Annotated in this window: 23 protein-coding genes; 12 read left to right on the top strand and 11 right to left on the bottom strand. The window is 57.8% G+C overall.

Features of this window, described 5'->3' with window-relative positions:
• Positions 1–380: 380 nt before the first annotated feature.
• From IEW18_RS15110 to IEW18_RS15095, 4 genes are all read left to right on the top strand, one after another.
• A complete protein-coding gene (locus IEW18_RS15110) occupies positions 381–1,613 on the top strand; it encodes a DNA/RNA non-specific endonuclease (protein WP_229728767.1) in 1,233 nt (410 codons plus the stop codon).
• Between the two features lie 47 nt (positions 1,614–1,660).
• Positions 1,661–5,977 carry a T9SS type A sorting domain-containing protein gene (locus tag IEW18_RS15105; RefSeq protein WP_188558710.1) on the top strand — a complete coding sequence of 1,439 codons (4,317 nt, stop codon included), beginning with the start codon at positions 1,661–1,663 and terminating at the stop codon, positions 5,975–5,977.
• Positions 5,978–6,145: 168 nt separating this feature from the next.
• The gene (locus IEW18_RS15100; RefSeq protein ID WP_188558709.1) at positions 6,146–6,445 is read left to right on the top strand and encodes a DUF3817 domain-containing protein; all 300 of its coding nucleotides are present in this window, start codon (positions 6,146–6,148) and stop codon (positions 6,443–6,445) included.
• Between the two features lie 307 nt (positions 6,446–6,752).
• A complete protein-coding gene (locus IEW18_RS15095) occupies positions 6,753–7,607 on the top strand; it encodes a M12 family metallopeptidase (protein WP_188558708.1) in 855 nt (284 codons plus the stop codon).
• Positions 7,608–7,685: 78 nt separating this feature from the next.
• On the opposite strand, the gene IEW18_RS15090 is transcribed toward IEW18_RS15095, so the two are convergent.
• The 3 genes from IEW18_RS15090 to IEW18_RS15080 all read right to left on the bottom strand — a co-directional run bounded on the left by IEW18_RS15090 (position 7,686) and on the right by IEW18_RS15080 (position 9,691).
• Entirely contained in the window at positions 7,686–8,549 is an 864-nt protein-coding gene (locus IEW18_RS15090) for an SDR family oxidoreductase (RefSeq protein WP_188558707.1), read from the bottom strand.
• A gap of 68 nt (positions 8,550–8,617) precedes the next feature.
• On the bottom strand, positions 8,618–9,052 hold the full coding sequence (locus IEW18_RS15085; protein ID WP_188558706.1) for a hypothetical protein: 435 nt from the start codon (positions 9,050–9,052) through the stop codon (positions 8,618–8,620).
• A 105-nt stretch (positions 9,053–9,157) separates the two neighbouring features.
• On the bottom strand, positions 9,158–9,691 hold the full coding sequence (locus tag IEW18_RS15080; RefSeq protein ID WP_188558705.1) for a DinB family protein: 534 nt from the start codon (positions 9,689–9,691) through the stop codon (positions 9,158–9,160).
• A gap of 209 nt (positions 9,692–9,900) precedes the next feature.
• Between IEW18_RS15080 and IEW18_RS15075 the strand changes: the two genes are divergently transcribed.
• The 3 genes from IEW18_RS15075 to IEW18_RS15065 all read left to right on the top strand — a co-directional run bounded on the left by IEW18_RS15075 (position 9,901) and on the right by IEW18_RS15065 (position 12,636).
• Positions 9,901–11,097 (top strand): pyridoxal phosphate-dependent aminotransferase, encoded by a 1,197-nt coding sequence (locus tag IEW18_RS15075; protein WP_188558704.1) that lies wholly within the window; start codon positions 9,901–9,903, stop codon positions 11,095–11,097.
• Between the two features lie 397 nt (positions 11,098–11,494).
• Positions 11,495–11,983, top strand: a complete 489-nt coding sequence (locus IEW18_RS15070; protein ID WP_188558703.1) for a hypothetical protein — start codon at positions 11,495–11,497, stop codon at positions 11,981–11,983.
• Positions 11,984–12,018: 35 nt separating this feature from the next.
• Positions 12,019–12,636 carry a hypothetical protein gene (locus IEW18_RS15065; protein ID WP_188558702.1) on the top strand — a complete coding sequence of 206 codons (618 nt, stop codon included), beginning with the start codon at positions 12,019–12,021 and terminating at the stop codon, positions 12,634–12,636.
• A 65-nt stretch (positions 12,637–12,701) separates the two neighbouring features.
• On the opposite strand, the gene IEW18_RS15060 is transcribed toward IEW18_RS15065, so the two are convergent.
• The gene (locus IEW18_RS15060) at positions 12,702–13,742 is read right to left on the bottom strand and encodes an NAD(P)-dependent alcohol dehydrogenase (RefSeq protein ID WP_188558701.1); all 1,041 of its coding nucleotides are present in this window, start codon (positions 13,740–13,742) and stop codon (positions 12,702–12,704) included.
• A gap of 131 nt (positions 13,743–13,873) precedes the next feature.
• Here IEW18_RS15060 and IEW18_RS15055 point away from each other — a divergent pair, with 131 nt between their 5' ends.
• Positions 13,874–14,548, top strand: a complete 675-nt coding sequence (locus IEW18_RS15055; RefSeq protein ID WP_188558700.1) for a cytochrome b/b6 domain-containing protein — start codon at positions 13,874–13,876, stop codon at positions 14,546–14,548.
• Positions 14,549–14,592: 44 nt separating this feature from the next.
• Complete coding sequence (locus IEW18_RS15050) at positions 14,593–15,534, top strand: multidrug resistance efflux transporter family protein (RefSeq protein ID WP_188558699.1); 942 nt, start codon at positions 14,593–14,595, stop codon at positions 15,532–15,534.
• Positions 15,535–15,543: 9 nt separating this feature from the next.
• On the opposite strand, the gene IEW18_RS15045 is transcribed toward IEW18_RS15050, so the two are convergent.
• Both IEW18_RS15045 and IEW18_RS15040 read right to left on the bottom strand, forming a co-directional pair.
• On the bottom strand, positions 15,544–16,266 hold the full coding sequence (locus tag IEW18_RS15045) for a DUF1990 domain-containing protein (protein WP_188558698.1): 723 nt from the start codon (positions 16,264–16,266) through the stop codon (positions 15,544–15,546).
• Entirely contained in the window at positions 16,259–16,828 is a 570-nt protein-coding gene (locus IEW18_RS15040) for a peptidylprolyl isomerase (RefSeq protein WP_188558697.1), read from the bottom strand. The genes IEW18_RS15045 and IEW18_RS15040 overlap by 8 nt, the downstream gene beginning before the upstream one ends.
• 125 nt (positions 16,829–16,953) lie before the next feature.
• Between IEW18_RS15040 and nfi the strand changes: the two genes are divergently transcribed.
• Positions 16,954–17,640 carry a deoxyribonuclease V gene (gene nfi, locus IEW18_RS15035; protein ID WP_188558696.1) on the top strand — a complete coding sequence of 229 codons (687 nt, stop codon included), beginning with the start codon at positions 16,954–16,956 and terminating at the stop codon, positions 17,638–17,640.
• Positions 17,641–17,755: 115 nt separating this feature from the next.
• Here the strand turns inward: nfi and IEW18_RS15030 are convergent, their stop codons facing one another.
• The 5 genes from IEW18_RS15030 to IEW18_RS15010 all read right to left on the bottom strand — a co-directional run bounded on the left by IEW18_RS15030 (position 17,756) and on the right by IEW18_RS15010 (position 24,500).
• Positions 17,756–18,229 (bottom strand): hypothetical protein, encoded by a 474-nt coding sequence (locus tag IEW18_RS15030; RefSeq protein WP_188558695.1) that lies wholly within the window; start codon positions 18,227–18,229, stop codon positions 17,756–17,758.
• A 30-nt stretch (positions 18,230–18,259) separates the two neighbouring features.
• Complete coding sequence (locus IEW18_RS15025) at positions 18,260–19,714, bottom strand: SusD/RagB family nutrient-binding outer membrane lipoprotein (protein WP_188558694.1); 1,455 nt, start codon at positions 19,712–19,714, stop codon at positions 18,260–18,262.
• 21 nt (positions 19,715–19,735) lie between these two features.
• Positions 19,736–22,873 carry a SusC/RagA family TonB-linked outer membrane protein gene (locus IEW18_RS15020; protein WP_188558693.1) on the bottom strand — a complete coding sequence of 1,046 codons (3,138 nt, stop codon included), beginning with the start codon at positions 22,871–22,873 and terminating at the stop codon, positions 19,736–19,738.
• A 344-nt stretch (positions 22,874–23,217) separates the two neighbouring features.
• Positions 23,218–24,129 carry a glutamate--tRNA ligase family protein gene (locus IEW18_RS15015; protein WP_188558692.1) on the bottom strand — a complete coding sequence of 304 codons (912 nt, stop codon included), beginning with the start codon at positions 24,127–24,129 and terminating at the stop codon, positions 23,218–23,220.
• A 32-nt stretch (positions 24,130–24,161) separates the two neighbouring features.
• Positions 24,162–24,500, bottom strand: coding sequence for a winged helix-turn-helix transcriptional regulator (locus IEW18_RS15010; protein ID WP_188558691.1), 339 nt, complete (start codon positions 24,498–24,500; stop codon positions 24,162–24,164).
• A gap of 157 nt (positions 24,501–24,657) precedes the next feature.
• Between IEW18_RS15010 and IEW18_RS15005 the strand changes: the two genes are divergently transcribed.
• Together IEW18_RS15005 and IEW18_RS15000 are read left to right on the top strand one after the other, a co-directional pair.
• A complete protein-coding gene (locus tag IEW18_RS15005; RefSeq protein ID WP_188558690.1) occupies positions 24,658–25,371 on the top strand; it encodes a pirin family protein in 714 nt (237 codons plus the stop codon).
• A gap of 195 nt (positions 25,372–25,566) precedes the next feature.
• The gene (locus IEW18_RS15000; protein WP_188558689.1) at positions 25,567–26,145 is read left to right on the top strand and encodes a nitroreductase family protein; all 579 of its coding nucleotides are present in this window, start codon (positions 25,567–25,569) and stop codon (positions 26,143–26,145) included.
• Positions 26,146–26,147: the final 2 nt, after the last annotated feature.

Below are 26,147 nucleotides of genomic sequence, written 5' to 3'. Positions count from 1 at the left end.
ACCAATATTTTATAGTATTTCTCTTGATTCTATTGCTTACAATATAATACAACTATACACACCTTTACTTATGTACTGGTTCATAACTGCTATTCCCAACTAGAGCTAAGCCATACACGGTGGAAGTACCATGCTATAGCAGGTCAGCAGTAAAAGCACGTATATTGCACTATTTACATATATTATATTTATACCAACACGTTGTTAACAATTTGGAAATAATCAAGTCCTAAAACAGGCGTATTTTTGCGAATCTGTTGGGCCTGTGGTTCCATCCGGAACTTGTTCTCTTGTTTTCTTCTTGCGGGTATATGCCAAAAATTTTACGACGTGCCTTGCACGCTTGGTTGTTACTGCCATGTCTGGCGCTTCAGCCTCTTTTGTCCTCGGCCAACGCTCAGGAATCCTTTGACACCGGCACCAAACCAGCCTATCCTACTGGCACTGTAAGCTTAAGTTCCGGCGACTGGGTCCTGACGGATGGAGTGCTAGCCAGCGCAGAGGCCGACCGTAAAAACGGGGCGCAGGCCGTGCGCCTGCAGCAGAAGGGCACACTTACCATGGCCTTTTTTGTGCCCAACGGCGCTAACACGGTTACTGTGCAGCACGCCATTTATGGCACCGATGCCAGCAGCAGCTGGGAGTTGTGGGCGCAATCGGAAGCCTGCAACTGCAATAAGTGGACGAAGGTGGGCAACACCGTATTTACGACCACGGCTACGCTGCAAACCGCAGCCTTCACGGTAAATATTCCGGGCAAGGTAAAGTTTGAGATTCGTAAAACATCCGGGGGAGCGGCACGCCTAAACCTGGATGATTTTGCCGTAACCGATTACGGCGTTGCGCAGCCTTCCGTCGATAACGACCACCTGGCCCTGGGCAACCCCAGTGGTGCTACCCCCGACCCTAGCTACCCTAACAACTACCTGCTGCTCAAGCCGCAATTTGCCGTGGGCTACAACCGCGACCAGGGCAAGCCCAACTGGGTAAGTTGGCACCTCGACATCTCGGACCGGGGTAGCAGCAACCGGCAGGATGACTTCCGCAACGATACCTCCCTCCCCCAGGGCTGGTACCAGGTGCAAGACAACAGCTATGCAGGCTCGGGCTTCGACCGGGGCCACAACTGCCCCAGCGCCGACCGAACCTCTTCGGACGAAAACAACTCGGCTACCTTCCTGATGACCAACATGATGCCGCAGGCTCCCCAAAATAACCAGGGGCCTTGGGCTACACTGGAAGGCTACGCCCGCACCTTCCTGCCGAACAATGAAGTGTACATTATTTGCGGCAGTTACGGGGTAGGTGGCACCGGCAGCAACGGTGGCCTGACGATGACCCTCGACCAGGGCCGCCTTACGGTGCCCAGCCGCACTTGGAAAGTACTTGTAGTGTTGCCCGTGGGCGACAACGACGTGGCCCGAATTACGGCCACTACCCGCGTCATTGCCGTGGATATGCCCAACATCAACACCCTCAATCAGGACTGGGGCACGCATCGCACTACCGTAAACGCCATTGAGGCCGCCACCGGCTACGACCTGCTCTCGAAGCTCCCGATTGAAGTACAGACGGTCATCGAATCGAAGGTTGATGCCGGTCCTGTCCTGTAGCCTTCAGTCCTACTTTCTCATTGATTTTGCGGCGTTTCTGTCATTATATGAACTACATTTCTAAGCAGCAACACGTTGCCGGACGGGCCAGAAAGCTGATTATCGGGCTTCTGACTGGCCTGGCAACCGGAGGACTTTTGGCTACTGCTTCTACCGCACAGGCCCAACTCATTTTAAACAGCGCCGCGCCGGTTACCGAAAACTTTGACGGCCAGGGTAACGCCGCTGGTGCCGTGCCGACGGGCTTTGTGCTGGCCGCAGGCACCACGGACATCAACTACTCCAACGCGGCCAACACAACCGTTACCACCCGGGCCAGTGGCACTGTGGCCCCCGGCGCTCTGGCCAGTAACTCCGCCGGGGCTGCTTATAACTTTGGCAACGGCACCACGGCTACGGCCACCGACCGGGCCTTGGGCTTTTTGTCTTCCGGCAGCTACGCGGCTCCGCGCCACTTGCTGCTGGCCGTGCGCAACAACACGGGCGCTACCATCACGGAGCTGGCCGTGGCCTACGACGTAGAGAAGTACCGCACCGGCACCAACCCTTTCGAGTGGCAGTTCTATACCAGCCCTGATGGCGTTACCTGGGCTCCTCAAACCAGCCTGACCGTGGTCTATGGCCCCGATGGCGCTAACGCGGTAGTAAACCCACCTGCTAGCACTTCCCGAAGCATAGTGCTTAGCGGCCTGAGTCTGGCGAGTGGAGCAACTACCTACCTGCGCTGGTCGTATGTGGGCACGATGGGTAGCGGCAACGCGCAGGCCCTGGGCCTAGACAACCTCAGCATCACCCCTACCCTTTCAGGCGCTGTAACCCCAACGCCCGCGGCAACTATTACCACCGGTAGCGCGTCGGCCGCCGCTTTCTGCGTGACGAACACGGCGGGCAGCACGGCCTTCAACGTGGCTTACACCAGCAATGGCACTTACACGGGCAGCTATAAAGTGCAGCTTTCCGATGCCAACGGCGTTTTCGCAACCAGCCCTACCACGGGCATTATCGGGTCGGGCAGCAGCTCTCCTATATCGGCGGTAATTCCGGCCGGCACACCCAGCGGCACCGGCTACCGGGTGCGGGTGCTGAACGATGCGCCCGCTACCTTTGGCTCTGACAATGGCACCAACCTAAGCATCAGCCTGACCCCAGAAGCCAGCCCGGTTACTGTTTCTCCTGCTTCAGCCCAGACGTTGCCAGTGGACGGTACGGGTGCTATGCTTACGGCTTCGGGCGCGGCTACCGCTGCTTTCACCTGGCAGTATGGTACCAGCGCTACCGGGCCGTATACCAGCATTGGGGGCGCAACTTCGGCAACGTATCAGCTGAAAGGCACTGACTTCCCAGGCGCTGGCAGTTACTTCGTGGTGGCTCGCGCTACCGTTACCACCTCCTGCGGTACGGTAACCAGCGCAAGTGAGCCCCTTGCCGTGACAGTAGCAGCGCCAGTGGTGCCGCCGGGTCTGCAAATTTCGCAGTCCAGCCTCCCTACCTTCGGCGCCGTGGAAGTTGGCGCGGGCAGTCAGCCGAAGAGCTTTACTGTTAGCGGCAGCAGCCTGACCAGCAGCCTCACCATTACGCCCCCGGCAGGCTTTGAAATCCGGACCGGCAGTAGTCCGTTTGCCTGCTGCGCCATTGTGCTGGAGCCCGTGGGCGGCATCGTACCCACCACCACCATCGACGTTCGGTTTGCCCCTACCACAGCCGAGGCTGCGCAGGCCGCTATTCCGGTTACTACCGCCGGCCTCCCGGCGCAAACTGTCACCGTTTCCGGTACGGGCAGTGCGGCTAGCTACCCTGCTACCCTGAGCACCACGGCGGTTTCTGGCCTGACGCCTACCAGCGCCATAACTGGCGGCAGCGTGGTTACCGACGGGGGTAGCGCCATTATGGCCCGCGGGGTGGTATGGTCAAAAACGGCCAACCCTGTGCTGGGCACCACCCAAACTGAGGATGGCGTGGGCGCTGAGGCTTTCACCAGTACTATCAGCAACCTGCTGCCTGGTACTACCTACTATGCGCGGGCCTACGCCACCAACGCGGCTGGCACTGCCTACGGCGAGGAGGTTTCCTTTACGACCGTAACGGTGCCGTTGGCTTCGGAGCCTACCGTTGCCAGCGCGCTTTCAGCCGGCCAGGTAACTACTACCTCGGTGCAACTGACTTTAACGGGCAACAACGCCACCAAGCACCTGGTAGTAGCCCGCCTGGGCAGCGCCGTAGATGCCGAGCCCCTTGATGCAGTTACCTACGCTGCCGACGCGGCTTTTGGCGCGGGCAAGCAGCTAGGCAAAGGCAACTACGTGGTATACAATGGCTCCGGCACGAGCGTTACGGTCACGAATTTGCGGCCGAATACGCCGTACCATTTCACCGTCTTTGCTTTTAACGACAACGACACGCCCTACGCCGAGAACTACCTGACAACCTCGCCCGGCACCCTAACCCTGACTACAACCGCGGTGCCCGTGGCTTTGCTACTGGAAGAAAACTTCGAGTACACGCCGGCTTCCTTGCTGACGGCTAACGGCTGGGCGGCCCACAGCGGCGCGGGCTCCAAGCCAGTGGCGGTAACGGCAGCCGGCCTTTCTTACCCCACCTACAGCGCCGGAACCGGCAAGGCCGCCGCCCTGACCGCCAGCGGCGAAGACGTAAACCGCTCTTTTGAGCCGTTGTACGGCCGCACACCAGTGTACGCTTCCTTCTTGGTGAACGTCGCCAACGCAACCACTTCAGGCGACTACTTCTTCCATTTAGGCCCTAAGGTTATTGGCAGCACGTTCCGGAGCCGCGTGTTTGTGCGCAAAACGGCTGGGGGCAAGCTCCAGTTTGGCATCAGCGGCTCCGGAGCCGCCACCTATGCCCCGCAGGAGTACGAGCTCAACACGACCCATCTGGTGGTAGTGAAGTACTCCTTCGACGAAGCCGGCAGCGTCAGCCAGTTGTTCCTGAACCCCACTACTACCTTCGTGGAGCCGGCCACGGCCTCAGCTACCTCCACCGAAACCGGCACCACGCCCGCCGCTCCCAACGACAACATTGGCTCCGTAGCCTTGCGCCAGGGCTCTGCTTCGCCAGTGTTGGCAGTAGATGCTGTTCGGGTGGGTACCTCGTACCGGACAGTGAAAACCGGAGTGGCCTGCACTGACCCAGTTCTGAGCGTGCCCTCGCTGGCTACGGTGCAGACTAGCCCCACGGAATGTGGTGCTTCAGTGGCGTTTGCGGCTACGGCTACCGGTATTCCGGCGGCTCCTGTCACCTACACCATCCTGAAAGACGGAGTTATTACTCCCATTTCCTCACCTTACTTCTTCCCGGTGGGGGCTACCACTGTTACGGCCAGCGCTACTAACTCCTGCGGCACCGACATCAAAACGTTTGTCGTGAGCGTGGAAGACAAGCAAGCTCCGACCGTACGGGTTCAAAACCTGACCCTCGCCCTGAGCGAAGGCAGCGCTACCCTCACGGCTGACCAGATAAACAACGGCAGTTCCGATGCCTGCGGCATTGCATCAGTAGTACTAAACAAAACGGTGTTCAGCTGCGAGGATATTGGTGCCAACACTGTTACCCTGACCGTAATCGACACCCACGGCAACACTGCCAGCCAGACAGCTACCGTAACGGTTACCGGCACCGTGCCAACGCCCGCCATTGCCGTTACGGCTGCCTCTAAGGTATACACTGGTGGCGTACCTACTACCCTGTTTTTGGGCTACGGACCACAAAGCGTCACGCTTACTGCATCGGGCGGGGAAAGCTACAGCTGGAGCCCGGCGGCCGGCCTCAGCAATGTGGCTAGTGCTACCCCAGTATTCACGGCACATGCGGCTGGCACGTTCACATATACCGTCACCGTAACTTCTGCTTCCGGCTGCACGGCCACCAAGAGCATCACGCTGCAAGTAGTGGATGTGCGTTGCGGCAACGAAAATGATGGGGTAAGCGTGTGCCATAACGGCAAGATCCTCTGCGTCTCCGATAACGCCGTGGCGGCTCACCTTGCCCACGGCGACCAGCTTGGCAACTGCTCTACTGCTACCCTAGCGGCCCGAAGCGCTTCCTCGGCCCAACTAGCCGACGCGGCGGCAGCATCTGCTACCCCGGAGCCAGCGTTTGAAGCTTACCCTAACCCCTTCACGGAACGCACTGTTATCCGCTTCCGGGCAAGCAGTACGGGTCCGGCCCAGCTGCAGCTTTATAACCCCCTTGGGCAACTGGTGAAAACGTACTACAACGCCACCGCCCAAAGCGGTCAGCTGTACGAGTTTACGGTAGAAGGCACCGGTTTCACGCCCGGTCTCTACATCAGCAAGCTACTGCTGGATGGCAAGGTGCACACCCTGCGCCTACTGCTGACCAAGTAAGTTTTCGAAAGTGATTCGCACGCAAAAGGGAAGCTCGCAAGGGCTTCCCTTTTGCGTGTAACCTGCCAGTGACTGCTGCACATCGACTTTATCTGGCACCTGGGCTAGCGCGGGTACACCCATAGCCAACCGCAGCGTAACTTGCTGCTTCATTGACCATAGTATCTTATGCTTTCTTCGTTGCTACGGACGTCTTTAGGCCGCTTGCGGGCGGTTGGTTTTCTGGAAGGAGTTTCATTTTTGGTGCTGTTGGGCATTGCCATGCCGCTGAAGTACTTTTTCGGGCAGCCTGCGGCAGTGCGTGTAGTAGGCATGGCCCATGGGGTGCTGTTTGTGGCCTATGTGCTGCTGGTACTGCAGGTAAGCCTGGAGCGCAGTTGGTCGTGGCGGAAGGCGCTGTTGGCGCTGGCTCTTTCCCTGGTACCGTTTGGTACGTTCTGGGCCGATAAGCAACTGTTTCGGGAATAGCACTACACTGCGCATCCTTTGTTGTAAGCCCCCAACGAGGCCGTCATCCCGCTCGGGCTGGCGGCCTCGTTTTGCTTTTTATTGGGGCCCGTAGCCATGGGGTAGCCAAAGCCAGGCAGCGGATAGGAAGCGCCCTACCCCCGCAGCGATTTTATTAAAATTACAATATATAAGCCATATCACTTAAATTAATTCATGGATTTTAGTTTAGTTTTGAATTATTGACACTATTTTGCCCGTCGTATTGAAGAAAGTCTTCGGATTTCTTACAGCTTTCCCTCTCTATCACAACCAAAACCCAAACCACATGCGCGTACCTCAATTCTCTCGCTTGGCCTTCTTGGCTACCCTGGGCACCGTTTCACTGTTTAGCTGCAGCAAAGACCACGAGTCGGCCGCAGTGCAGCCGGTAGCCAGCCACCAGCAAGACGCCAAAGTGGAGCAGGCCTACCCCGGCCAGACTGGCGAAAGCCGGGCGGGCTACCTCAGCGGCCAGCCCATTGAGTACCGCAGCATTAATGGCGAGTTGATTTATGAGGGCGACATTATCCTGACGGCCGACCAGGTAGCAAAATCAAACGGAACGGCCCAGCCCGAAAGCGCCGGCCGTACCTCCGGGCGGTGGCCTTCCGCGGTGGTGTATTACACCATTGATGCTGCGCTGCCCAACCAGGCCCGCGTAACTGACGCCATTGCCCACTGGCAGGCCAACACGCCCATCCGCTTCGTAAAGCGCACAACCCAAGCCAACTACGTTACCTTCCGGGTAGGTTCAGGCTGCTCTTCCAACATCGGGATGATAGGCGGACGCCAGTACATTAACCTGGCTTCGGGCTGCACTACGGGCAACAACATCCACGAAATCGGCCACGCGCTGGGCCTGTTCCACGAGCAAACCCGCAACGACCGGGACACCTACGTAAACATTCTCACCCAGAACATTCAGGCCGGCTACGAAAACAACTTCTCGAAGTACTCCACCTCCGGTTACAGCGGCACCGACTACGGCATGCTCGATTTCGGCTCCATCATGATGTACGGCTCGTTCTCGTTCTCTTCCAACGGCCAGCCCACCATCACGAAAAAAGACGGCTCCACGTTTGAGATTCAGCGCGCGGGCCTTTCGGCTGGCGACAAGAGCGGCATTGATGCCATGTACTAAGCCGTCAGGGGTTGGTATAATCAGAAAGGGCACCCGAAACCGGGTGCCCTTTTTTGCTGAAATACGCCCTGCTCACTATTAGGTATTGAGCACCTCTCCCCCGTTCGGGTGAATGGCCTGGCCCGTGATGTAGGAGGCGTCTTCGGAGGCCAAAAACACGTAGGCAGGCGCAACCTCGGAGGGCTGGCCGGGCCGTTTCATGGTGGTATCCTTGCCGAAGGAAGCTACCTTTTCGGGGGGGAAAGAGGCCGGAATGAGCGGGGTCCAGATGGGGCCGGGTGCTACCGAGTTTACCCGAATTTTCTTTTCGGCCAGCTGCTGCGCAATAGAGCGGGTATAGGCCGTAATGGCGCCTTTCGTGGAGGTATAGTCTACGAGCTGCTGGTTGCCGCGGTAGGCATTGATGGAGGACGTGTTGATGATAGAGTCGCCCTCCTGCAGGTGCGCCAGCGCCGCTTTGGTCACGCGCACAAAGGAGAAGAAGTTGACTTGGAACGTATCAAGCCACTGCTCATCCGGGATGTCGGCCACATCCTGATTCACGAACTGCTCGGCGGCGTTGTTCACCAGGATGTTGAGCTGGCCCAGCTCCTGCACCGTTTGATCGACGATGGACTGGCAGAACTGCGGGTCGCGCAGGTCGCCGGGCAAGGTCAGGCAGCGGCGCCCTTCGGCTTCCACCAGCTGGCGCGTTTCGTAAGCGTCCTGCTCTTCCTGGGGCAGATAGGTAAAGGCCACATCGGCGCCTTCGCGGGCAAAATGTACGGAAACGGCCCGGCCAATTCCGGAGTCGCCGCCCGTAATCAGGGCTACTTTGCCTTGCAGCTTCTCGCTTCCTTTATAGCCAGCCCGGATGTATTCCGGCTGGGGGGTCATTTCCTGTTCGATTCCCGGTTGCTGATCTTGAGCTTGCGGGGGCAAGGTGGTTGGTTTATTTTCCATAGCAGTGGTAAAGGATTGAGCTTTACCCAACGCCAGGAAGGCCCGAGGGGTTATGGTGGAGTCTGGGTTCAGAGTTGCTTTTCAGTTGCTTGCTTAGCCTGCAGCCACGTCGTAGCCTCCTGCTCGGCCGTGAATTTTCCCATCTGGAAGGAGTGACCTTCGTAGGCTTCATCGGCCGGAACCAAGCCGCTCTCGGTCAACTCACGCTTCAGGTCCGGGGCCAGCAGGTAGGCCAGGTACACGGTGCCGCCCAGCGCCAGGGGTAGCTCCGGGTAATAGCTGCTGACCAGCCACTGCACGTTGGCATTGTCTACATGTGGGCGCCGCCGGATATCCAGGAGCCAGAACCGGGCCTGGTACTGGCGCGCTGCCTCCAGCATGCGGGTGTACCCCTTTCTTGACTCTTCCAGGGTAATAGGCCTAGTCCAGCGGCCCAACAAAATCTGCAGGTCGTCGCGGTAGTGCAGCTCCAGAAAATCGGGGGCGGAAAGCGGGGTAATCATAGCGGGGTGGGTAGGATGGGGCAACGCGTACTACCGCAACCTACCCAGAAATTGTCCAATGATCAAGCCACACCAAGCCACCTTAGCCGAACAGCCACCTTCTTTTTACCCTACTCCTAATCCAGCCCGTACCACGCGGGCCGTTACTAGCACCTGGCCCGTGTGGCGGGTGGTGTGCTCGGCGGCGTGCACCAGCAGCCCCATTACGGTGCTCGGCAGCCTGGCCCGCCCCACCGGCCGAAACTCCGGCAGTATGGCCTCAGAGGTAGCGCGCAGGGTAGCCAGCATACCTTCCACTTGCACGGAAAACGCCTGGAGCAAGTCCTGGGTGCTTTGTGGCGGCTCGGAACCCTCTTTTTCGGCCGCCAGAAACGTAAATTGGGCTTCCGTAAGCGGCTCGTGGCGGGCGTAGGTTTGCATCCGGTCGAGGACGCCGGCCAGGTGGCGCAGGTGAAACCCTACTGACGCTACCCCGGCGGGCCGGGCTGAAAGCAGGTGGTCAGGGAAATCGTGGAGGGCAGCCTGGAGTTCCTCGCGGGCCTGCAGCAGGGCGTGGGCCACGGGCTGGAGCAGGGGCGGTACATCGGGCAGCGGGCCCCGCAGCCACACTTCCGGCAGGTTAGCAGCAGATGCAGTCATGGCAGCATAACCAGCCCGCCAGCCGCGGGGTTTGGCTGCCGGCACTTACCACGGGTAGCCTTCTTGGCGTTGGGTACGCTAGTACCACGCGTTATTTCGGCTCCAGGGTCTCAGCAAGATGATTTTTACCAATTCTTGACGAGCGGCCTGGCCACCAAGAACTTTCGAAAAAGCTGGTGCTTCTGCCCCCGTGGCCTATCTTTAAGCCCATGCTTCAGATTTCGCAGCGTGGGCTGGCCCTGCCCCCCTCTCCTTACCGCCGACTCACTCCGTATGCCGATGCGGCCCGGCAGCGCGGCATTACGGTGCATCCGCTTAATATTGGCCAGCCTGATATTGAAACGCCACCGGCCATGCTAGCGGCGGTGCAGCAGGCCGATATTCGGGTGCTGGAGTACGGCCCTACCGCCGGTACCTTGAGCTACCGCCAAAAACTGGCCGAGTACTACCAGCGCCTGGGTCTACCCGTGGTGGCCGAGGATATTCTGGTAACAACCGGGGGCAGCGAATCTATTTCCTTTGCCCTGCTGGCCTGCTTGAACCCCGGCGACGAGTTTATTGTGCCCGAGCCGTTTTACGGTCCGTACCAGGCCTTTGCCGTTGCCACGGGTACGCACGTAGTGCCCGTAGCCTCGCACCTGGAGCAGGATTTCGCCTTGCCGCCCATTGCGGAGTTCGAGCAGAAAATCACGCCCCGCACCAAGGCCATCCTTATCTGCAGCCCCAACAACCCAACCGGCTACGTGTACAGCCGCCAGGAAATGGAGCAGCTCAAGGACCTGTGCCTACGCCATAACCTGTACCTGCTTTCCGACGAAGCCTACCGGGAGTTCTGCTACGACGACGAGTACACCAGCGCCCTGCACCTGTCAGGGGCCGATAACCACATTGTGCTCCTCGACACGATTTCGAAGCGCTACAGTGCCTGTGGGGCCCGCATTGGGGCGCTGGTCACGAAAAACAAGGCCCTGCGCGACGTTATTTTCAAGCTGGCCCAACTGCGGGTATGTCCACCAGGCCTGGGCCAATTGCTGGCCGAAGCTGCCGCCGACCTGCCCGAGGACTACTTCGACCACACCAAAGCCGAATACCAGGCCCGCCGCGACCTGATGGTACGCCGCCTGCGGGCCATGCCGGGCGTGCAATGTCCCCTACCCCGCGGGGCCTTCTACGTGCTCTGTCACCTCCCCGTGGATGATGCCGAGCGGTTTGCGAAGTGGCTGCTGGAGGAGTTTCAGTATCAGGGCCAGACCCTGATGGTGTCGCCGGCGGCGGGTTTTTACGCTACTGCCCACCTTGGCCGCCAGCAGATGCGCCTGGCCTACGTGGTAAACCAGCACGTTATCAACCAAGCCATGGACTGCCTGGAGGTAGCCCTGCAGCACTATCCCGGCCGGCAGGAGTAGCCATCAATTGGGAAGAAACTGCTGCCACCCAAAGGCACCTGCTGTTACACCCGCGTCCATTCTGCCAAGGTCAAGCCTCAGGCTTAGCTTGTTGCGCGGTTGTAGAACCGCAACACCTTGCCTCTCGTCGGTGCTGAGGTTGTTTTACCTGGTATAGTGCTAGACCTGCTGTTCTAAACCAGTCGTGCAACATCGAGACGCAAGATGTTGCGTCTCTACACCCACGCTGCCGTCAGCGCGCTAGAAACTTGGCGTCCGCTCGGCATGATAGGTGCTTTCATCGATTTAGCTGGATAGTACTAGCTTGAGGGAACTGCACGTTCTGTTAGCAGCAATCCCGCCTTGTATTCCATACTTTCCAGATCTTCTGGGCTGATTTTTGCCTTTCCCAGGCCCGATGAACCGCTTCCTGCTTCTCCTGCTACTTCCGCTACTGGGTCTGGCGCCCAAAAGCAGCCGCCCTACCCCCGACTCGGCCCGCGTACTTACCCTGCGCATCAACGGACAAGCGGTGGCGACGGACACCACCAGCTCCCGCTTTTACCTGGGCGCCGACCGGGCCCTTCGCCTTAATATCGTGCGGGTCGACGACCCCGACGGGGAAGGCCTGACCATCATCATCGACCGGTTCTCGATTCAGGCCGGCACATACAGCTTCCAGGAAATCCTGAGCGGGCGCAACCGCGACGCTTCCTACCGCTACGGCAGCACCGCCGCCTACTCCAAATCCTGCCCCGATAACCCCGGCTCCGTTACCATCACCGGCGTAAATGCGGCCCGGCACTGGCTGATGGGTACCTACCGCTGCCAGGTCTGCGAATCAGGCCGTGGGGGCAAGCGCCTGACCTTGGAAGGCACGTTTCGGTATCCGGTGGAGAAGGAGTAAAAAGGTGATTTTACCTACTAAATCTACTATTGCTTGTGCTATATCAACTAAACTCGCCATTAGCCATCCTGATTATTGCGGCAGACTTTTTCATCGTGAGCCTACTAGCAAAATTGCTTTTGAGGCCACGTGTTGCATCGGTCAAGTGGCCCATTATTCTTACCATTATCATAGTGGCCATACCGCTAACCGGAATTAATTTTCTGTTAAGCTCACCGGGTACTGCGGCTTCTACGCCTGGTTCGGTTATCATCAAAAACCCTGAGCACCACGTAGACAAGTTGTATTTCCTGTGGCAATACCCCAAAGGAACATGGCAGGTTGAATGGGTAGAGTATTTGCTAACTTCTGGCAAAGAGGTAGTGTTGGAATCAGAAAGCCAAAATGGCTTGGAGGTAGCCTACCAGCACAATGGCAACTGGTATTACGCTCCTATTCACTTTGATACACTTCTTCAAGCTGACATTACTTTCCCACAAGATTTCACCGCCGTGGATACGTCTGGCCGTATTGCCGCCGCAGTGGCTGGCTATACGCTCACTGAACTGGGTAGCTGGCTTTCTAACCTGCTCACAGTTGCCAGTATAGGCCTCTGGGCCACGCTGGTTGGTCGCCTCTTTTCGTCAAAAAGCCGCCTAGCTGCGGCACCCTGAATTTTGCAGCAAAAAGCCCGACTACCTTCTGGCAGCCGGGCTTTTTCTATGCTAAGTCCTTGCAACTAGATAGTCGCCAAATCCAGCACGAAGCGGTACTTCACGTCGGACTTGAGCATTCGCTCGTAGGCCTCGTTGATGTAGTCCATGCGGATGAGTTCGATGTCGCTCATTACGTTGTGCTCGGCGCAGAAATCCAGCATTTCCTGGGTTTCTTGGATGCCGCCAATCAGGGAGCCGGCAATGCGGCGGCGCTTGGCAATGAGGTTGAAGGCGTGCAGCTGCGGAGCTTCCGGCGGTACGCCCAGCAGTACCATGGTGCCATCTACGCGCAGGGTGTTGATGTAGGGCGCCAGGTCCATGGGAGCTGATACGGTGTTGATAATCAGGTCGAAGTAATTCGACACGGACTTCATTGACTCCTTGTCCTTGGTTACCACAAACTTGTGGGCGCCCAGGGCCTTGGCATCGGCTTCCTTGCCCGGCGAGGTACTGAACACGGTTACCTCGCAGCCCATGGCGGCGGCAAATTTCACGGCCATGTGGCCCAGGCCACCCAGGCCCATTACCGCTACCCGGTCGCCTTCTTTTGCGTTCCACTGGCGTAGCGGCGACCAAGTGGTGATGCCGGCGCACAGCAGCGGGGCCACGCGGGCCAGATCCAGCTTCTCGGACACGTGCAGCACGAATTTCTCCGTGACCACAATGCTGTTGGAGTAGCCGCCGTAGGTCACCGTGCCGTCGCGGTCGGTGGCGCCGTAGGTACCCACGAAGCCTTCGTCGCAGTACTGCTCCAGGCCCTGGTTGCACTCGGGGCAGTGCTGGCAGGAGTTTACCATGCAGCCCACGCCGGCTAGGTCGCCGGCTTTAAAGCCTTTTACGTGGGCGCCTACCTCCGTTACGCGGCCCACAATTTCGTGGCCGGGCACCATGGGAAATACCGAGCCGCCCCACTCGTCGCGCACCTGGTGCAAATCGGAGTGGCAGACGCCGCAGAACAGGATTTCGATGCGTACATCGTGGGCGCCTACCTCGCGGCGCTGGAAATCAAAGGGAACGAGGGGAGCGTTAACTGCCGGAGCAGCATAGCCTTTTGCTTCTGACATGAGAAGGGTTGGTTGTAGAGGATTGAAACGCAGGAACGAACCGCAACAACGGTTTCAGAAGCCAATTGTTTAGGAAGATGCCGCCAAGCGCTACCTTACGAAACAAAAGTTCTCTTCCCTTTCACTTCTCCATGACTCCGCAAACCGAACAAGCCGGGCCAACGACCGGCCTGAAACGCAACTCCCTGGGGCTACGCCTCTGGCACTGGGCCAACACGGCCGTGGTCAGTGGCCTGCTGCTCACCATTCTGTTCCTGTTCGTTATTGTCAAGATGAAGACCGTGGGGCCGGAATTTCAGAAGGTGCTGGCCACGGAAGGCGTTACGTTTTCGCGGGAGCAGGTGCGGGGCCTGACGCGCATTGTCTCGCACCGTATCTGGGACTGGCACATTGGGCTGGGCGTGGCCCTCACGGCGCTCCTGGCGCTGCGCGTGGTGGTAGAAGTTGCGCAGAAAGGCGGGCAGCGCTTCAGCGTAAAGTTGGCCGTGGCGCGCCGCATTTTCCGGCAGCGCGGCCCCGATTTGCAGGATTCCCGGCATTCCTTGCTCGTGAAATATTCCTACCTCGCCTATTACTTGATGCTGGTGGTGATGGTAGCAACGGGGCTGGTGCTGCTATACGCCGACGACGTGGAAGCGCTCCACCAGATAGAGCACACCGTGGAGGAAGTGCACAACTTCACGATGTACCTCGTACTGGCTTTTACCGCCGCTCATCTGCTAGGGGTTGTTTACGCCGAGCTGACCAAAAACCGGGGCATCGTTTCGGATATGATTCATGGGGGCGGCCCCGCCGAGCAGGCGTAAGGGCGACCTTGCCGTAGCGGCCACAAGCAAGCCGCTCCTCGTTCATGCGTACTTCGTCGTCCGTTGCTGCCCTACCCTACCGCGCCGTGTTGCTGGCTACGCTGGGGGCAGTGCTGTTTTCTTCCACTTTCCTGCTGAACCGCCTGATGGCCACCACGGGTGGCGCCTGGGTCTGGACGGCCGTGCTTCGGTACGTGTACACCGCCTTGCTGCTGGTAGGGTATCTGCTTGTGCGCCGGGAGTGGGGCCCGTTCTGGCTGTTTTGGCGCCGCTCCTGGCGGGTGTGGGTGCTGTGGGGCAGCGTGGGTATAGGCGTGTTTTACTCGCTGATTGCCGTAGCGGCGCAGTTCAGTCCGGCCTGGCTGATAGCCGGCTCGTTTCAGCTAGTGCTGCTGTCAGGCCTGCTGCTCACGCCCTTTATTTACTCTGACCACCGAGCCGCGCTGAATTTTCCAGCTCTGCGCACGGCGGGCTTGGTAGTAGTGGGCGTGCTGCTGATGCAGGCTCCTCATCTGCTGCAGGGCTTTTCGGGCAGGGCAGTGCTGGGGTTTGGGCTGGTGGTATTGTCCACGTTTCTCTACCCCTTGGCTAACCGCAAGGTGCTGGTGTACCTGGAAAGCACGGGCGCCCCGATTTCGGCGGCACAAATGGTGCTGGGCCTGACTCTGGGCAGCCTGCCGTTCTGGGCGCTGCTGAGCGTGTGGGGCGGCCTGAGCGGCCCGGGCCCTACCCCCCAGCAATGGGGCTATACGTTTGTGGTGGCGGTGCTGGCAGGCGTGCTGGCCACCGGGCTTTTTTACTACGCCTTGGCGCTGGTAGGCCACAACGCTACCCAACTCGGGGCCGTGGAAGCCACCCAAACGGTGGAGCTGCTGGCTACGGTGGCGCTGGAAGTCACGCTGCTAGGCGCTCCGCTGCCGCCGGCCATTAGTTGGGTGGGCATGGGGCTGGTAGTAGTAGGCATTGCGCTGTACAGCCGGCTCTAGCGCCTTTCGCTAGCCCCCAGACTTGCGAAGCTGCTCTTGGGCGCCGGGCTGGCTTGACACGGCCTGTACCGGCGGACCAGCCTGTGCGGCTGGTGCCTGCCAGCCCTTACGCAGCATTTCCGTCACCTGGGCCCGCATCCGCTGCAACGACTCCGTGGAGAACTTGCGTTGCAGCCGCCGACCGAACAGCTTGAAGCCCAACCAGTAAAATGGGTTACTGATGCGGCCCGTTTGAGAAAACGCGTGAATGTGAAACCGCACCCGGCCGGTGGTGAGGTTTTTATGAATGGTAAAGTCGATTTGGCCCCGCTCGAAATGCCCCTCCAGGGTGCGGTAGTTATAGCCCCACACTTGCTCCTGCTGCCCGTCTGGGAGCGTACGCACCTCATCCGTGACGCCTCCAATGCGCACACCGAACCAGAAAGTGAACAGCAAAAACCGCCCCCGCAACACCATCACACGCTGCTCCAGGGGCTGGTCGGGCAGGAAAATACCGGTAATCAGGTCGGGCGGCGGAAAAGTGTAGTTGCGCAGCACTTCCCGGGCGGCCGCCCAGGAGCCGTGCGCATCGGGCGGACCGGGCGCTTCCAGGGGCAGTTCCGTTTCGTAGTCATCTACGCGCCAGCCATTTTCGGGGGTGTACTCGGCCGTGCGCGTCAGGTCGAAGTTGTAGCCCGCCTGGGTGTAGGCCGCCAGCCGAGCTTTCTGCAACTCATGCGGCGGCTTAGGCATCGTGGCTGACGTGAGTTCCAGAACTTTCCTGCTTGATGGTTTCCACCTGCACTGGCACCAGCTGCAGGCCGCCACTGTGCTCGGCCACCCGCTGGCAAAACGTTTCCCAGGTTTGCTGCTGCACTTTCCGCCCGATACCTAGCGTGTCGTAGGTCAGGGCCACCAGTCCGTCGCGGGAGCGGGCCCTGGAGTGAATCTCGAACCGGAGGGTATCGGGCAGGGTAGCGTGGGGCCGCAACGAAAAGCAGATTTTGCCGGCCTCTGGGTGGTTTTCGAGGGTAGTCAGCTCAAAATAATCCGCGCCGATTTCCGTCACGCGCACCTCCCCGTTCCACGGACCCAGAATCTTAATTCGGAACTCGTCGCCGACCTGCAGGTTGCCGGCCGCACCGTGCTTTTTCTCAAAATCGGCCAGCAAATCGGGCGAGTATTCAGGCAAATGGCACTTGATGTGTTGCAGCAACTCGGCCGCCGGTTGGCGCGGGTGCTGCACATCAACCCAGTAACGGCGCTCGAAAAACGGGCCGCTGCCGGTATGGGCGGGTTGCTCAGCTTTGGACATAACTAAGGAAGGTAGTTGGTAACCTAACGTACCGCAACCGCGCAGGTTGTAGCCCCTCGCTGGCCGGCCCTACAACCCCATCGTTCCGGGGCTAGTACAAGCAGCTTCCACCTTTTCTTCACCCGATGGCCTACTACCGTCCGCCCGGCCCACCCGCCGACCCCATTCTCGTCCGCGACCTTACCCGCCAGCAGGATGAGCTACGCACCCAGGTTCGTCTGCAGCCCATACCCCGGGAGCCCCAGCTTATTGCCGGCTGCGACTCTTCCTTCCCCACACCGGAAACGGTGCTCTCGGTCTTCGTGGTGCTGCGTTTTCCTACCCTGGAAATTGTGGAGAAAGTATACCACACCAGCCCGGTCACTTTACCTTACATTCCGGGCCTGCTGGCTTTCCGGGAAGCCCCTAACCTGCTGCTAGCCTACGATAAGCTTCAGCACAAACCCGACATAATCATGGTGGACGGCCACGGCATTGCCCACCCGCGTCGTATGGGTATTGCGGCCCACCTAGGCGTGCTGCTGGATGTGCCCACGTTTGGGGTAGCCAAACAGCGCCTCACTGGCACCTACCAGGAGCCGGCCGTAACCAAGGGCAGCATCACGCCCCTTACCGAAAGAAACGGTGAGCTACTAGGGGAAGTCATTCGCTCCAAGGACAAGGTAAATCCGCTGTTCGTGAGCCCTGGCCACCGCTGCGACCAACCCACAGCTACCCGCCTTACGCTGGCTTGCTTGCGCGGCTACAAGCTCCCGGAGCCCACCCGCCTAGCCGACCATTGGGCCGAGGAGTTCAAAAAGGAGCTGTGGTAAGACATTCGCCACCAACAGAGTAACCTCTTGCCCCGCAGTAATACCACCGATACAAAAAAGAGCCTGACCATATGGTCAAGCTCTTTTGCATTAGGAGAGAAGACTACAAAGATGCTTACTGCACCACAGTCAATGTATAGAAGCGGCTTTCGTAAGCTCCTCCAGCCAAAAGCGCATCTACCCGCAGGTTAAATGTGTTAGCGGCGCGGGTTGAAGCTGGGGCGGTGCCAGCACCTACCACTGCTCCGTCGCTGGTGTTGCGCAGGTCGTTGGCAGCAACGGTGAACGTAGCAACTCCATTGGTTACAGGCAGGGTGAATTCCTTGGTTTTAGCTCCCGCAGCCACCGTATAGTTGCTGATGACCCTTACCGAAGTAGCTTCGTTGCCAACTCTTATTTTCAGGGTAATCGGCTGATTGACTTTGTAATCAGCTGATATTTTTTCGATGTTGTCATCAAAAACGATGTTGGCCTTGGGCATAACCATTACCACCTCGTCGTCCTTCTCACAACTCATAAGCGGGCCGACTGCACAGAGCACCCAAAGCAACAGAAGGAAGGATTTATTCATGGGAAACAAAGAGAACATGAAGTCAAAAAAGGAAAGTTTGAGGAGGAATTAAGCGCCGGGGTCCCAGAACACCTGTGGCATAGTCAGGTCGGAGGAGCTACGCGCCGGCGTATTCGGGTTGGTTACCCGCTCCAAGTCGGCGTAAGGCAGCACCCGCGGAATTGCGGGCAAGGTAGCGCCCACGGACGGGGTCAGTGCCGGGAACTTAGTCCGGCGCCAGTCGCTCCAAGGCTCAACGGCAACGCCAAAGTTGGCCACAAACTTCTCTTCAATAATGGTGCGTAGCAGGCCTTGCGACGCAATTTGTGCAGGCAAGGTTGCCACGTAGGCATCAGCTGCCGCCGCAGGTATAGCGGCCATGGTCAGCGAAGCGCGCACGCCATCGGTCAGGTACCTCGTAGCCTGCGCTACGTTGCCGGTGCGCTGGAAGTGCTCGGCCAGAATCAGGTTTTGCTCAGCAAACGTAAGCATACGAATGGGAGCATCACCGGCGTAATCCTGAACTCCAGTTCCCGTGCGGGTGCCGCGCAGGTAGGTATGCATCCGCGAAAAACTGGTGGAGATGGTAGTGCCCGTGCCGTTTACTACCCCCGTATACTGACCAGCCGGCGACTCCGTGAAGTAAGTCGTGCGCCGCGGATCACTCTTGCCATTCATCAGGTTTACCAGCGTTGCGCTAGGAAAAAACTGATTCGGACGGCGCGGCTCAAACTGGTCAATCGGGTTGGTCCGGTTTGCTAGTGCCTGGAAGTTGAGCTGGAAGTTATCCGATACGCTGGTCATCAGGGGCGCCCCCGACGACAACAGCGTATTGATGTTGGAAGTAGCTGTAGCCGCGAACTTGGGGTAGTAGTGTACATACAACCGCAATTTTAGCGCATTAGCCAGCTTTTTCCACTTGGTCAGGTCCCCATTGTACAGCAGGTCGTCGGCGCCAGGAGTAAGAACCGATTGCTTGTCCAAATCAGCTACGCCATCATCTATTAGCGTAATCAAGCCCTTGTATACGTCCTCTGACTTGTCGTAGGTAGGCTGCAGTTGAGCCTCAAACTGTAACGCTTGGCTGTAAGGAATATCGCCAAAAGCATCGGTCGTGACGGCAAACAGGAAGGCCTGCATGATTTTAGAGATGCCGGCGTATTTCGGGCTACTGCTCTGCGTTTGCTCGATCAGCTTTTTCATGTCGGCCTGGGCGTTAGCATAAATGCTGGTGCGCCACAGGTTGTTCATGTCGGTTGCCGTAATGATGTAGCGGTCGTAGTCGACGGGCTGCACCAACCCGCCCTGGCCCGCAAACTGCTGCGCAAACAACGAGGTATAGCGGTGCAAATCTGAGCCCATCAGGAAGCCCAGGTTGGTTTCAGCTGCTACCAGTAGGTTATTCGTGGGCGGAGTGAGAATAGAGTTGGGGTCCTGGTTTATATCCAGAAAGTCGTCGCAGGCCGTAGCTAAGCCCAGGGTAGCAACAACGGCCAAGTATTTAGTAAAGCGCGGAATACGCATAATTAGGGTCAACGAAAAAAGTTAGAAAGTAAGTTTGATGGAGCCGCCAAACGTACGGGCCTGTGGCAGGGCGTTAAACTCAAGGCCCTGCGAGTTGCTTACACCCTGAGCATTCACTTCTGGGTCAATGTGGGGCACATTGGGCGCATACAAGAACACGTTGCGGGCGTTTACCCCCAGCTCAACTCCGCCAAACGGCGTCTTATCAAGCAACTCCTTAGATAGGTTATAGCTTAACGCCAGCTCGCGCATACGCAGCCACGAGGTATCGAACACTACAAATTCAGCGCGGCCGAAACCGTAAAGGTCGTTGTAGTAGTCTTCGGCTGTAATCTGCACCCGGTTGGGCTGGCCATCAGCTGTTACCCCGTCATGAATGTATAGGCGGTTGCGGTCCTGGGTTTCCTTGGCAGCTCCCTGACGACGCAAGTCGCTTACGTTACGCGAAATCAGGTCACCACCGTAGCGCACGTCCAGTACGGCGCTCAGCGAGAGGCCTTTGAACGTAAACGTGTTGGTCATACCTCCCGTCCAGTCCGGGTTAGGATCCCCGATGATCTGGTTGTCCTGTGCCAGACGTGGCCGGCCGCTGGCGTCAATCAGGAGCTTACCGTCTTTGCGTTCGAATACGCTGCCAAACAGTACGCCGTACGGCTGCCCGGCAATAAGCCGGGTGCTAGGCGTTACGAAGCCACCAAGAGTAATTTGGGTTACACCGGGAGCCAATTCTACTACCCGGTTGCGGATGCGCGTCCAGTTAATGGAGTTGCTGTAGGTGAAGCTGCCGATTTTTACGGGCGTGGATGTGAGTAGCACTTCGAAACCTTTCGACTCCGACTTACCCACGTTCTGGAAAATGTTGGTGTAACCCGAAGCACCGGCTACCGGCACAGCAAAGATGATGTCTTCGCTCTTCTGGTGGAAGTACGTGGCTTCCAAGCCCACGCGGCCCTTAAGTAGGGTCAGATCAACGCCACCCTCGTAAGTGGTCGTGAATTCTGGCCCCAGGTTGGGGTTACCGCCCGTGTTATTCAGTGATTGACCTAGCTGCCCCCGGAAGGGATACACCACCGTAGGGCCAAAGCCGTCGGCCGGAGTATTAGTAGATGCGAAATACGTATCAGTGCTGTACTCAGGAGCCTCGCGGCCCACTTTGGCTGCCGCCGCTCGGATTTTACCGCTTGTAAGGATGCTATTGCCCTTGAGCGCCGCAATGGCATCAGTAAAGACGAAGCTAGCCGATGCGCCGGGATAGAAATATCGGCGTTGCTCAGGTCCGAACGTAGACGACCAGTCGCTACGCCCGGTCAGGCCTAGGAACAGATAGTTGCGGAAATCCAGTTGTAAATCAGCGTACACGCCCACCAGCCGGCGCTCCGATGTGGTAGCAAAGGGAGTATAAGTCAGCGTGTTGGTAATATTGTCAAATCCGCGCACCTGAATATCGCTCCCGACAATGCCCACGTCAGTGGCACGACGCTGGTTAATTTCATTACCCAGCAGCAGCCGACCACCGAAGTTCTCGTTGAAATTGTGCTTAAGAGTCAGGTTAGCATAAGAGCTAAGTTCCCGACGGGTGAAGGTTTCATCTTGGATGTTACCAATTAGGGTAGGCGTACCCGCAATGAACGTACCGCGACCATCACGTGGGTTCACGTACTTGATAATCTGCGAGTAGGTGTCTGTTCCTAGCTTGTAGTCCAGGGTCAACCAATCCGTGAAATCATAGCTGATGTTGACGTTACCCACGATGCGGTTTAGTTCATCGTTATAGCGGTTGTTCTTGATAGACCATAGGGGGTTATCGTCCGTGCTATACCAGGAGTTGGCTGGCGTGAGTTCTGAAGCTGCCGTGCTGGCTGGGGAGCGTTGCCCGCCGTTAGTTGTCTCAAATGGGTACTTTGTTACGTCGTAAGTGCGGGGCAAGAACCACGTCCGAAAGAAAGGGTTAGCCTGTGTGTTACCCTGAGCAGTTCTTTCAGAAGCCGTATTGGTGAACACAAAGCTTACCCCCGACCGCAGCTTTTCCGTGAGGTTTGCAGAACCGTTGAACGTAACGGTGTTGCGCTTTAGGTCATTATTATCTAGGATACCGACCTCGTGCAGGTTGCCATATGAGGCAAAGTATCGGGTGCGCTCCGTGGCGCCCGACAAGGATACGTTATTCTGGAAGTTGGACCCGGTTTTGAAGATGTTCTCTACGTTATCCGGATTAATGGTAAAGGATTCCTGCTCACCACGGTAGTTCGTGATAGTCTGCCCCTCGGCACGAGGGCCCCAAGAACCCTGCGACAGAACGTTAAACGCGCCGCGGTTGCCCTGGCCGTACACGTTCTGGTAGTCCGGCAGACGGCCCACTTTTACTACGTTGTAGTTGGAGAACAACGTGACACTTTGCTTTTTAGAACCCAGACGAGCTCCCCGCTTGGTAGTAATCAGGATGGCTCCTGAGGCTGCCCGAGAACCGTAGAGTACAGCAGCGGCCGGTCCTTTCAGCACCGAAATCGTTTCGATATCATCCTGATTAATGTCAATGGCACGGTTGGAGTTAGAAACACCTGCTTGCAGTGCGTTTCCTCCACCACCGTTGTCAATTGGAATACCATCCACCACAAACAAAGGCTGGTTGCTGCCAGTAAACGTCGTTAGACCCCGGATAAAAATGTTAGCGGAGGAGCCTACCATGCCGTTGGATGCTTGCACCCGTACGCCCGCTACCTTACCAGCCAACGAGTTTACCACGTTGGTGGAACGTGCTTGCACTAGTTCTTCTGTTTTTACTTCGGAAACTGAGAAACCAAGCGCCTTTTTCTGCTGCTCCCGCCCGAGGGCAGTTACCACTACCTCGCCCAGCTGTTTGCTGTCAGAGGCCAGGCCTATATTAATAACGTTGTCCTGGCCTATGGTGCGCTCCACATTTACGAAGCCAATGGAGCTGAATGCCAGCACGCTAGAACCTGCCGGTACAGTAATGGCATAAGTACCGTCACTGTTCGTGGATGCTCCCACGGTGGTGCCTTTCACAAGCACTGTTACACCAGGCAGGCCCTGCCCCGTAGCTCGGTCGGTAACCCGTCCTGAGATTTCACGCGTCTGGGCGTTTGCCTGCTGCATCAGGGCTGGAGCCATGAGTAACGCGCTGAGTAAAATTTTACGCATATGAGTGAAAAATGGGAAATAAGATGATTACTACCGGCCCGGACGAGATAAAACAACGGTTATTATTTTAGTTATTTCACTAAACTCTACCGTGTCGGCCTCATAAACATATGCCAAAAATGAAATAATCGCAAAAACCCTTTGCCCATATTGAGGTAATTAGGGTATCTGCTGCTATATTTTTTGATATCATCAATAATTAGTGCAATGGTATTTGTTAATTTCTATGTCTATAAACCTTATTGCATGTTGCCTAGTGGATGAACAATCTGGACATTAGACTATCTATATCAAACAGCGCTGATTTCATAGAAAGCAATGCGAAGCGCTTCAGCAGCCTTGTGCTACCTACTGCTCTTCACTTCCGCTAGCAATGCCCTCAACGACTCCCCAGCTTCGGGTGGCAGCCCAAGCAACTGCACTATGGCTTGGTATACTATCCGAGGAGTTTTTGCCTCCTCTATTATACCGCGCTGCTCACTGACCTGGGTTGATTTGGACAGTTTCTGCCCGGCGGTATCCAGAATGAGACCGTGGTGCGCAAACTGGGTTGTGGCAAAGCTGTGCTGCCCAGGCAAGTACTGGGCTAGCCAGAGTTGGGCGGCCGTGCTGGGCAGCAGATCCAGGCCCCGCACCACAAGGGTAATACCCAAACGCACATCGTCCACTATGGAGGCTACTTGGTAGGCGGCCGCGCCATCCTTTTTGCGCACAATAAAGTCGCCCAGGCTTTCGTCCAGTTGGAGGGCTACTGGTCCTTGCAACAGATCCAGGAAGCGGACGGGGGTAGGCGTGGGTACGTGGGCACGCCAGGCCGCGTCAGGAGTTGTAAGGGGTAGCGGCTGGTGTTGGCAAGTGCCGGGGTAACGGCCGTCGGGTAAGACCAGGCGGGCGAGTTCGGAGCGGGAGCAGCGGCAGGCGTAGAATACCGCGGGGTGAGCCTGCTGGGCCGCTTGCAAGATGGCCTCGTAGTCGGGCAGAAAATGCCGCTGGGAGAAGTGCCGCTCAAAATCATCGGGGCCGGTGGGGCCGTGGTCGTAGTCGAGGCCCAGCCACTCCAGGGTGCGGAAGATATTGTCGAGGTAGGCTTGTCGAAACCGGGCCCGGTCTAGGTCATCAATGCGCAGGTGCAGGGTGCCCCCGGCCCGGCGCGTGAGCAGCCACGTCAGCGTGAAGTTGATGGCATTACCCAGGTGCAGAAAGCCGCTGGGGGTAGGCGCCAACCGCGAAACAACCGGAAAGTCATGCAGGTGCATAAATTAGTAACAAAAAAGTAACCCCTACCCTGCTAGGCAGGCTGCAGCGCGGCCTTGTTCTGCTCGCCCCAGGTTCGGATGGCCTCAATGACAGGCTGCAGGCTGTGGCCGCAGTCGGTGAGCGAGTACTCCACGGTAGGTGGAACGGTGGCGTAGGGCTGGCGGCGCACAATGCCGTGGGCCTCCAGCAGCTTCAGCTCCTTAACCAGCATGCGGGCCGTAATGCCGGCTACGTCGCGCTCCAGCTCCTTGAAGCGTAGCACCTCATGCTGGAGCAAACTGTCGATAATGGCAAACTTCCATTTGCCTTCTAGTACGTCCAGCGTTTGCCGGAATGCGCACTGTGGAAATTCTTTTGCGCGTGTAGCCATCGTATGTACTTGGTTATCAGCAAAGGTTACACGCAGGGTATTAATATACAGCTGTGTACCTGCTTGCAAAAGTATAGCAAGAAGTGAATCTTTGAACTACAATTCATGTATGTACATACGATTGTGCGCTTCGATTCATCTTACCCTTTTACCAACCATGCAGACTTTGCTTCATACAGCGGCCTCCCGGGGCCACGCTAGCCACGGCTGGCTTACTTCGTATCATACCTTCAGCTTCGCGGGTTACCAGAACCCGGAGCGGGTGCACTTTGGGGTGCTGCGCGTACTCAACGATGATACCGTGGCGGGCGGCATGGGCTTCGGCACCCACCCCCACGACAACATGGAAATCATCAGCATTCCCCTTTCCGGCACGCTGGAGCACAAGGACAGCGCCGGCAACCACGGCATTATCCAAAGCGGCGACGTGCAGGTAATGAGTGCCGGCACGGGCATTGCCCACAGCGAGAAAAACCACAGCCAGCGGGAGGAAGTGAAGTTCCTGCAGATTTGGGTATTCCCGAACAAGCGTAATGTTACCCCCCGCTACGATCAGCAGACGTTCCGGGCCGAGGACCGCCACAACCGCTTTCAGCAGGTATTGTCGCCGAATCCCGATGATGCAGGCGTGTGGATTCACCAGGACGCGTGGTTTCATTTAGCCGATTTTGACGCAGGTTTCACGGCAGAATATCAGGTAAAAAAGCCCGGTAACGGCGTGTATGTGTTTGTGCTGGAAGGCGACGCGACAGTAGGCGGACAGGCCCTGCACCGCCGCGACGGGTTCGGCATCTGGGACGCGGAAAGCTTTACGGTGCAAGCCGATTCTGCTACGCGCCTGCTGCTGATGGAAGTACCCATGACCCTGTAAGGCCCCGCTGCCCTGCATCATTCCGGCGGGCCAGCGCGTAGGCTTCACCGACGAACCGGCGTTGTCTGCCGACTTACGGCGGAGGGTCAAGACGCCCGATTTACTTTCACCACTACACACCTGTTTTTGCCTGCTTCCCGCTCTTTGTTTTGCCTCGGCCCAAACAATGGCGGGAAGTATGGTTTACTAGCTACCATGAAACACGCCCCCACTACTTTTCCCGTTCAGGAAACTATCCGCAAACGCTGGAGTCCACGGTCCTTTGCCAGCTACCCCGTAGCCCCGGAAACGCTTCAGCAGGTGTTTGAAGCTGCCTCCTGGGCCGCCAGCGCCATGAATGAGCAGCCCTGGCGCTACATCTACGCCCACCACGCCAACCAGGAAGCATTCCAGAAAATGGTGGACTGCCTGCTGCCCGGTAACCAGCCTTGGGCCAAAAATGCCCCCGTTCTGATTCTGGCCCTGGCCAAAACTCAGTACGACAACGGCAACCCCAACGGCGCTGCTCTTCACGACCTGGGCTTGGCCAACGCCAACCTTATTTTGGAGGCTACGGCTCTGGGCCTGCACGGCCACTTCATGGGCGGCTTCGATGCGGCCAAAACCCGGGAGGCGTTTCAGATCCCGGAGAATTTGCAGCCGGTAACCTTTATTGCCCTGGGCTACCTGGGCGCGGCCGAACAACTGGAGGAGCCCTTCCTGAGCCGCGAAAAAGCCCCGCGCCAGCGCAAGCCGCTCACCGAAATTGTCTTTCACGAAAGCCTATCCGCCTAAAC

Origin of the sequence: Hymenobacter glacieicola (genome assembly GCF_014640315.1) — a bacterium.
Taxonomy (GTDB): domain Bacteria; phylum Bacteroidota; class Bacteroidia; order Cytophagales; family Hymenobacteraceae; genus Hymenobacter; species Hymenobacter glacieicola.
Note: the sequence above shows the minus strand (reverse complement) of the source record. Positions and strands in the feature narration are given on the sequence as shown.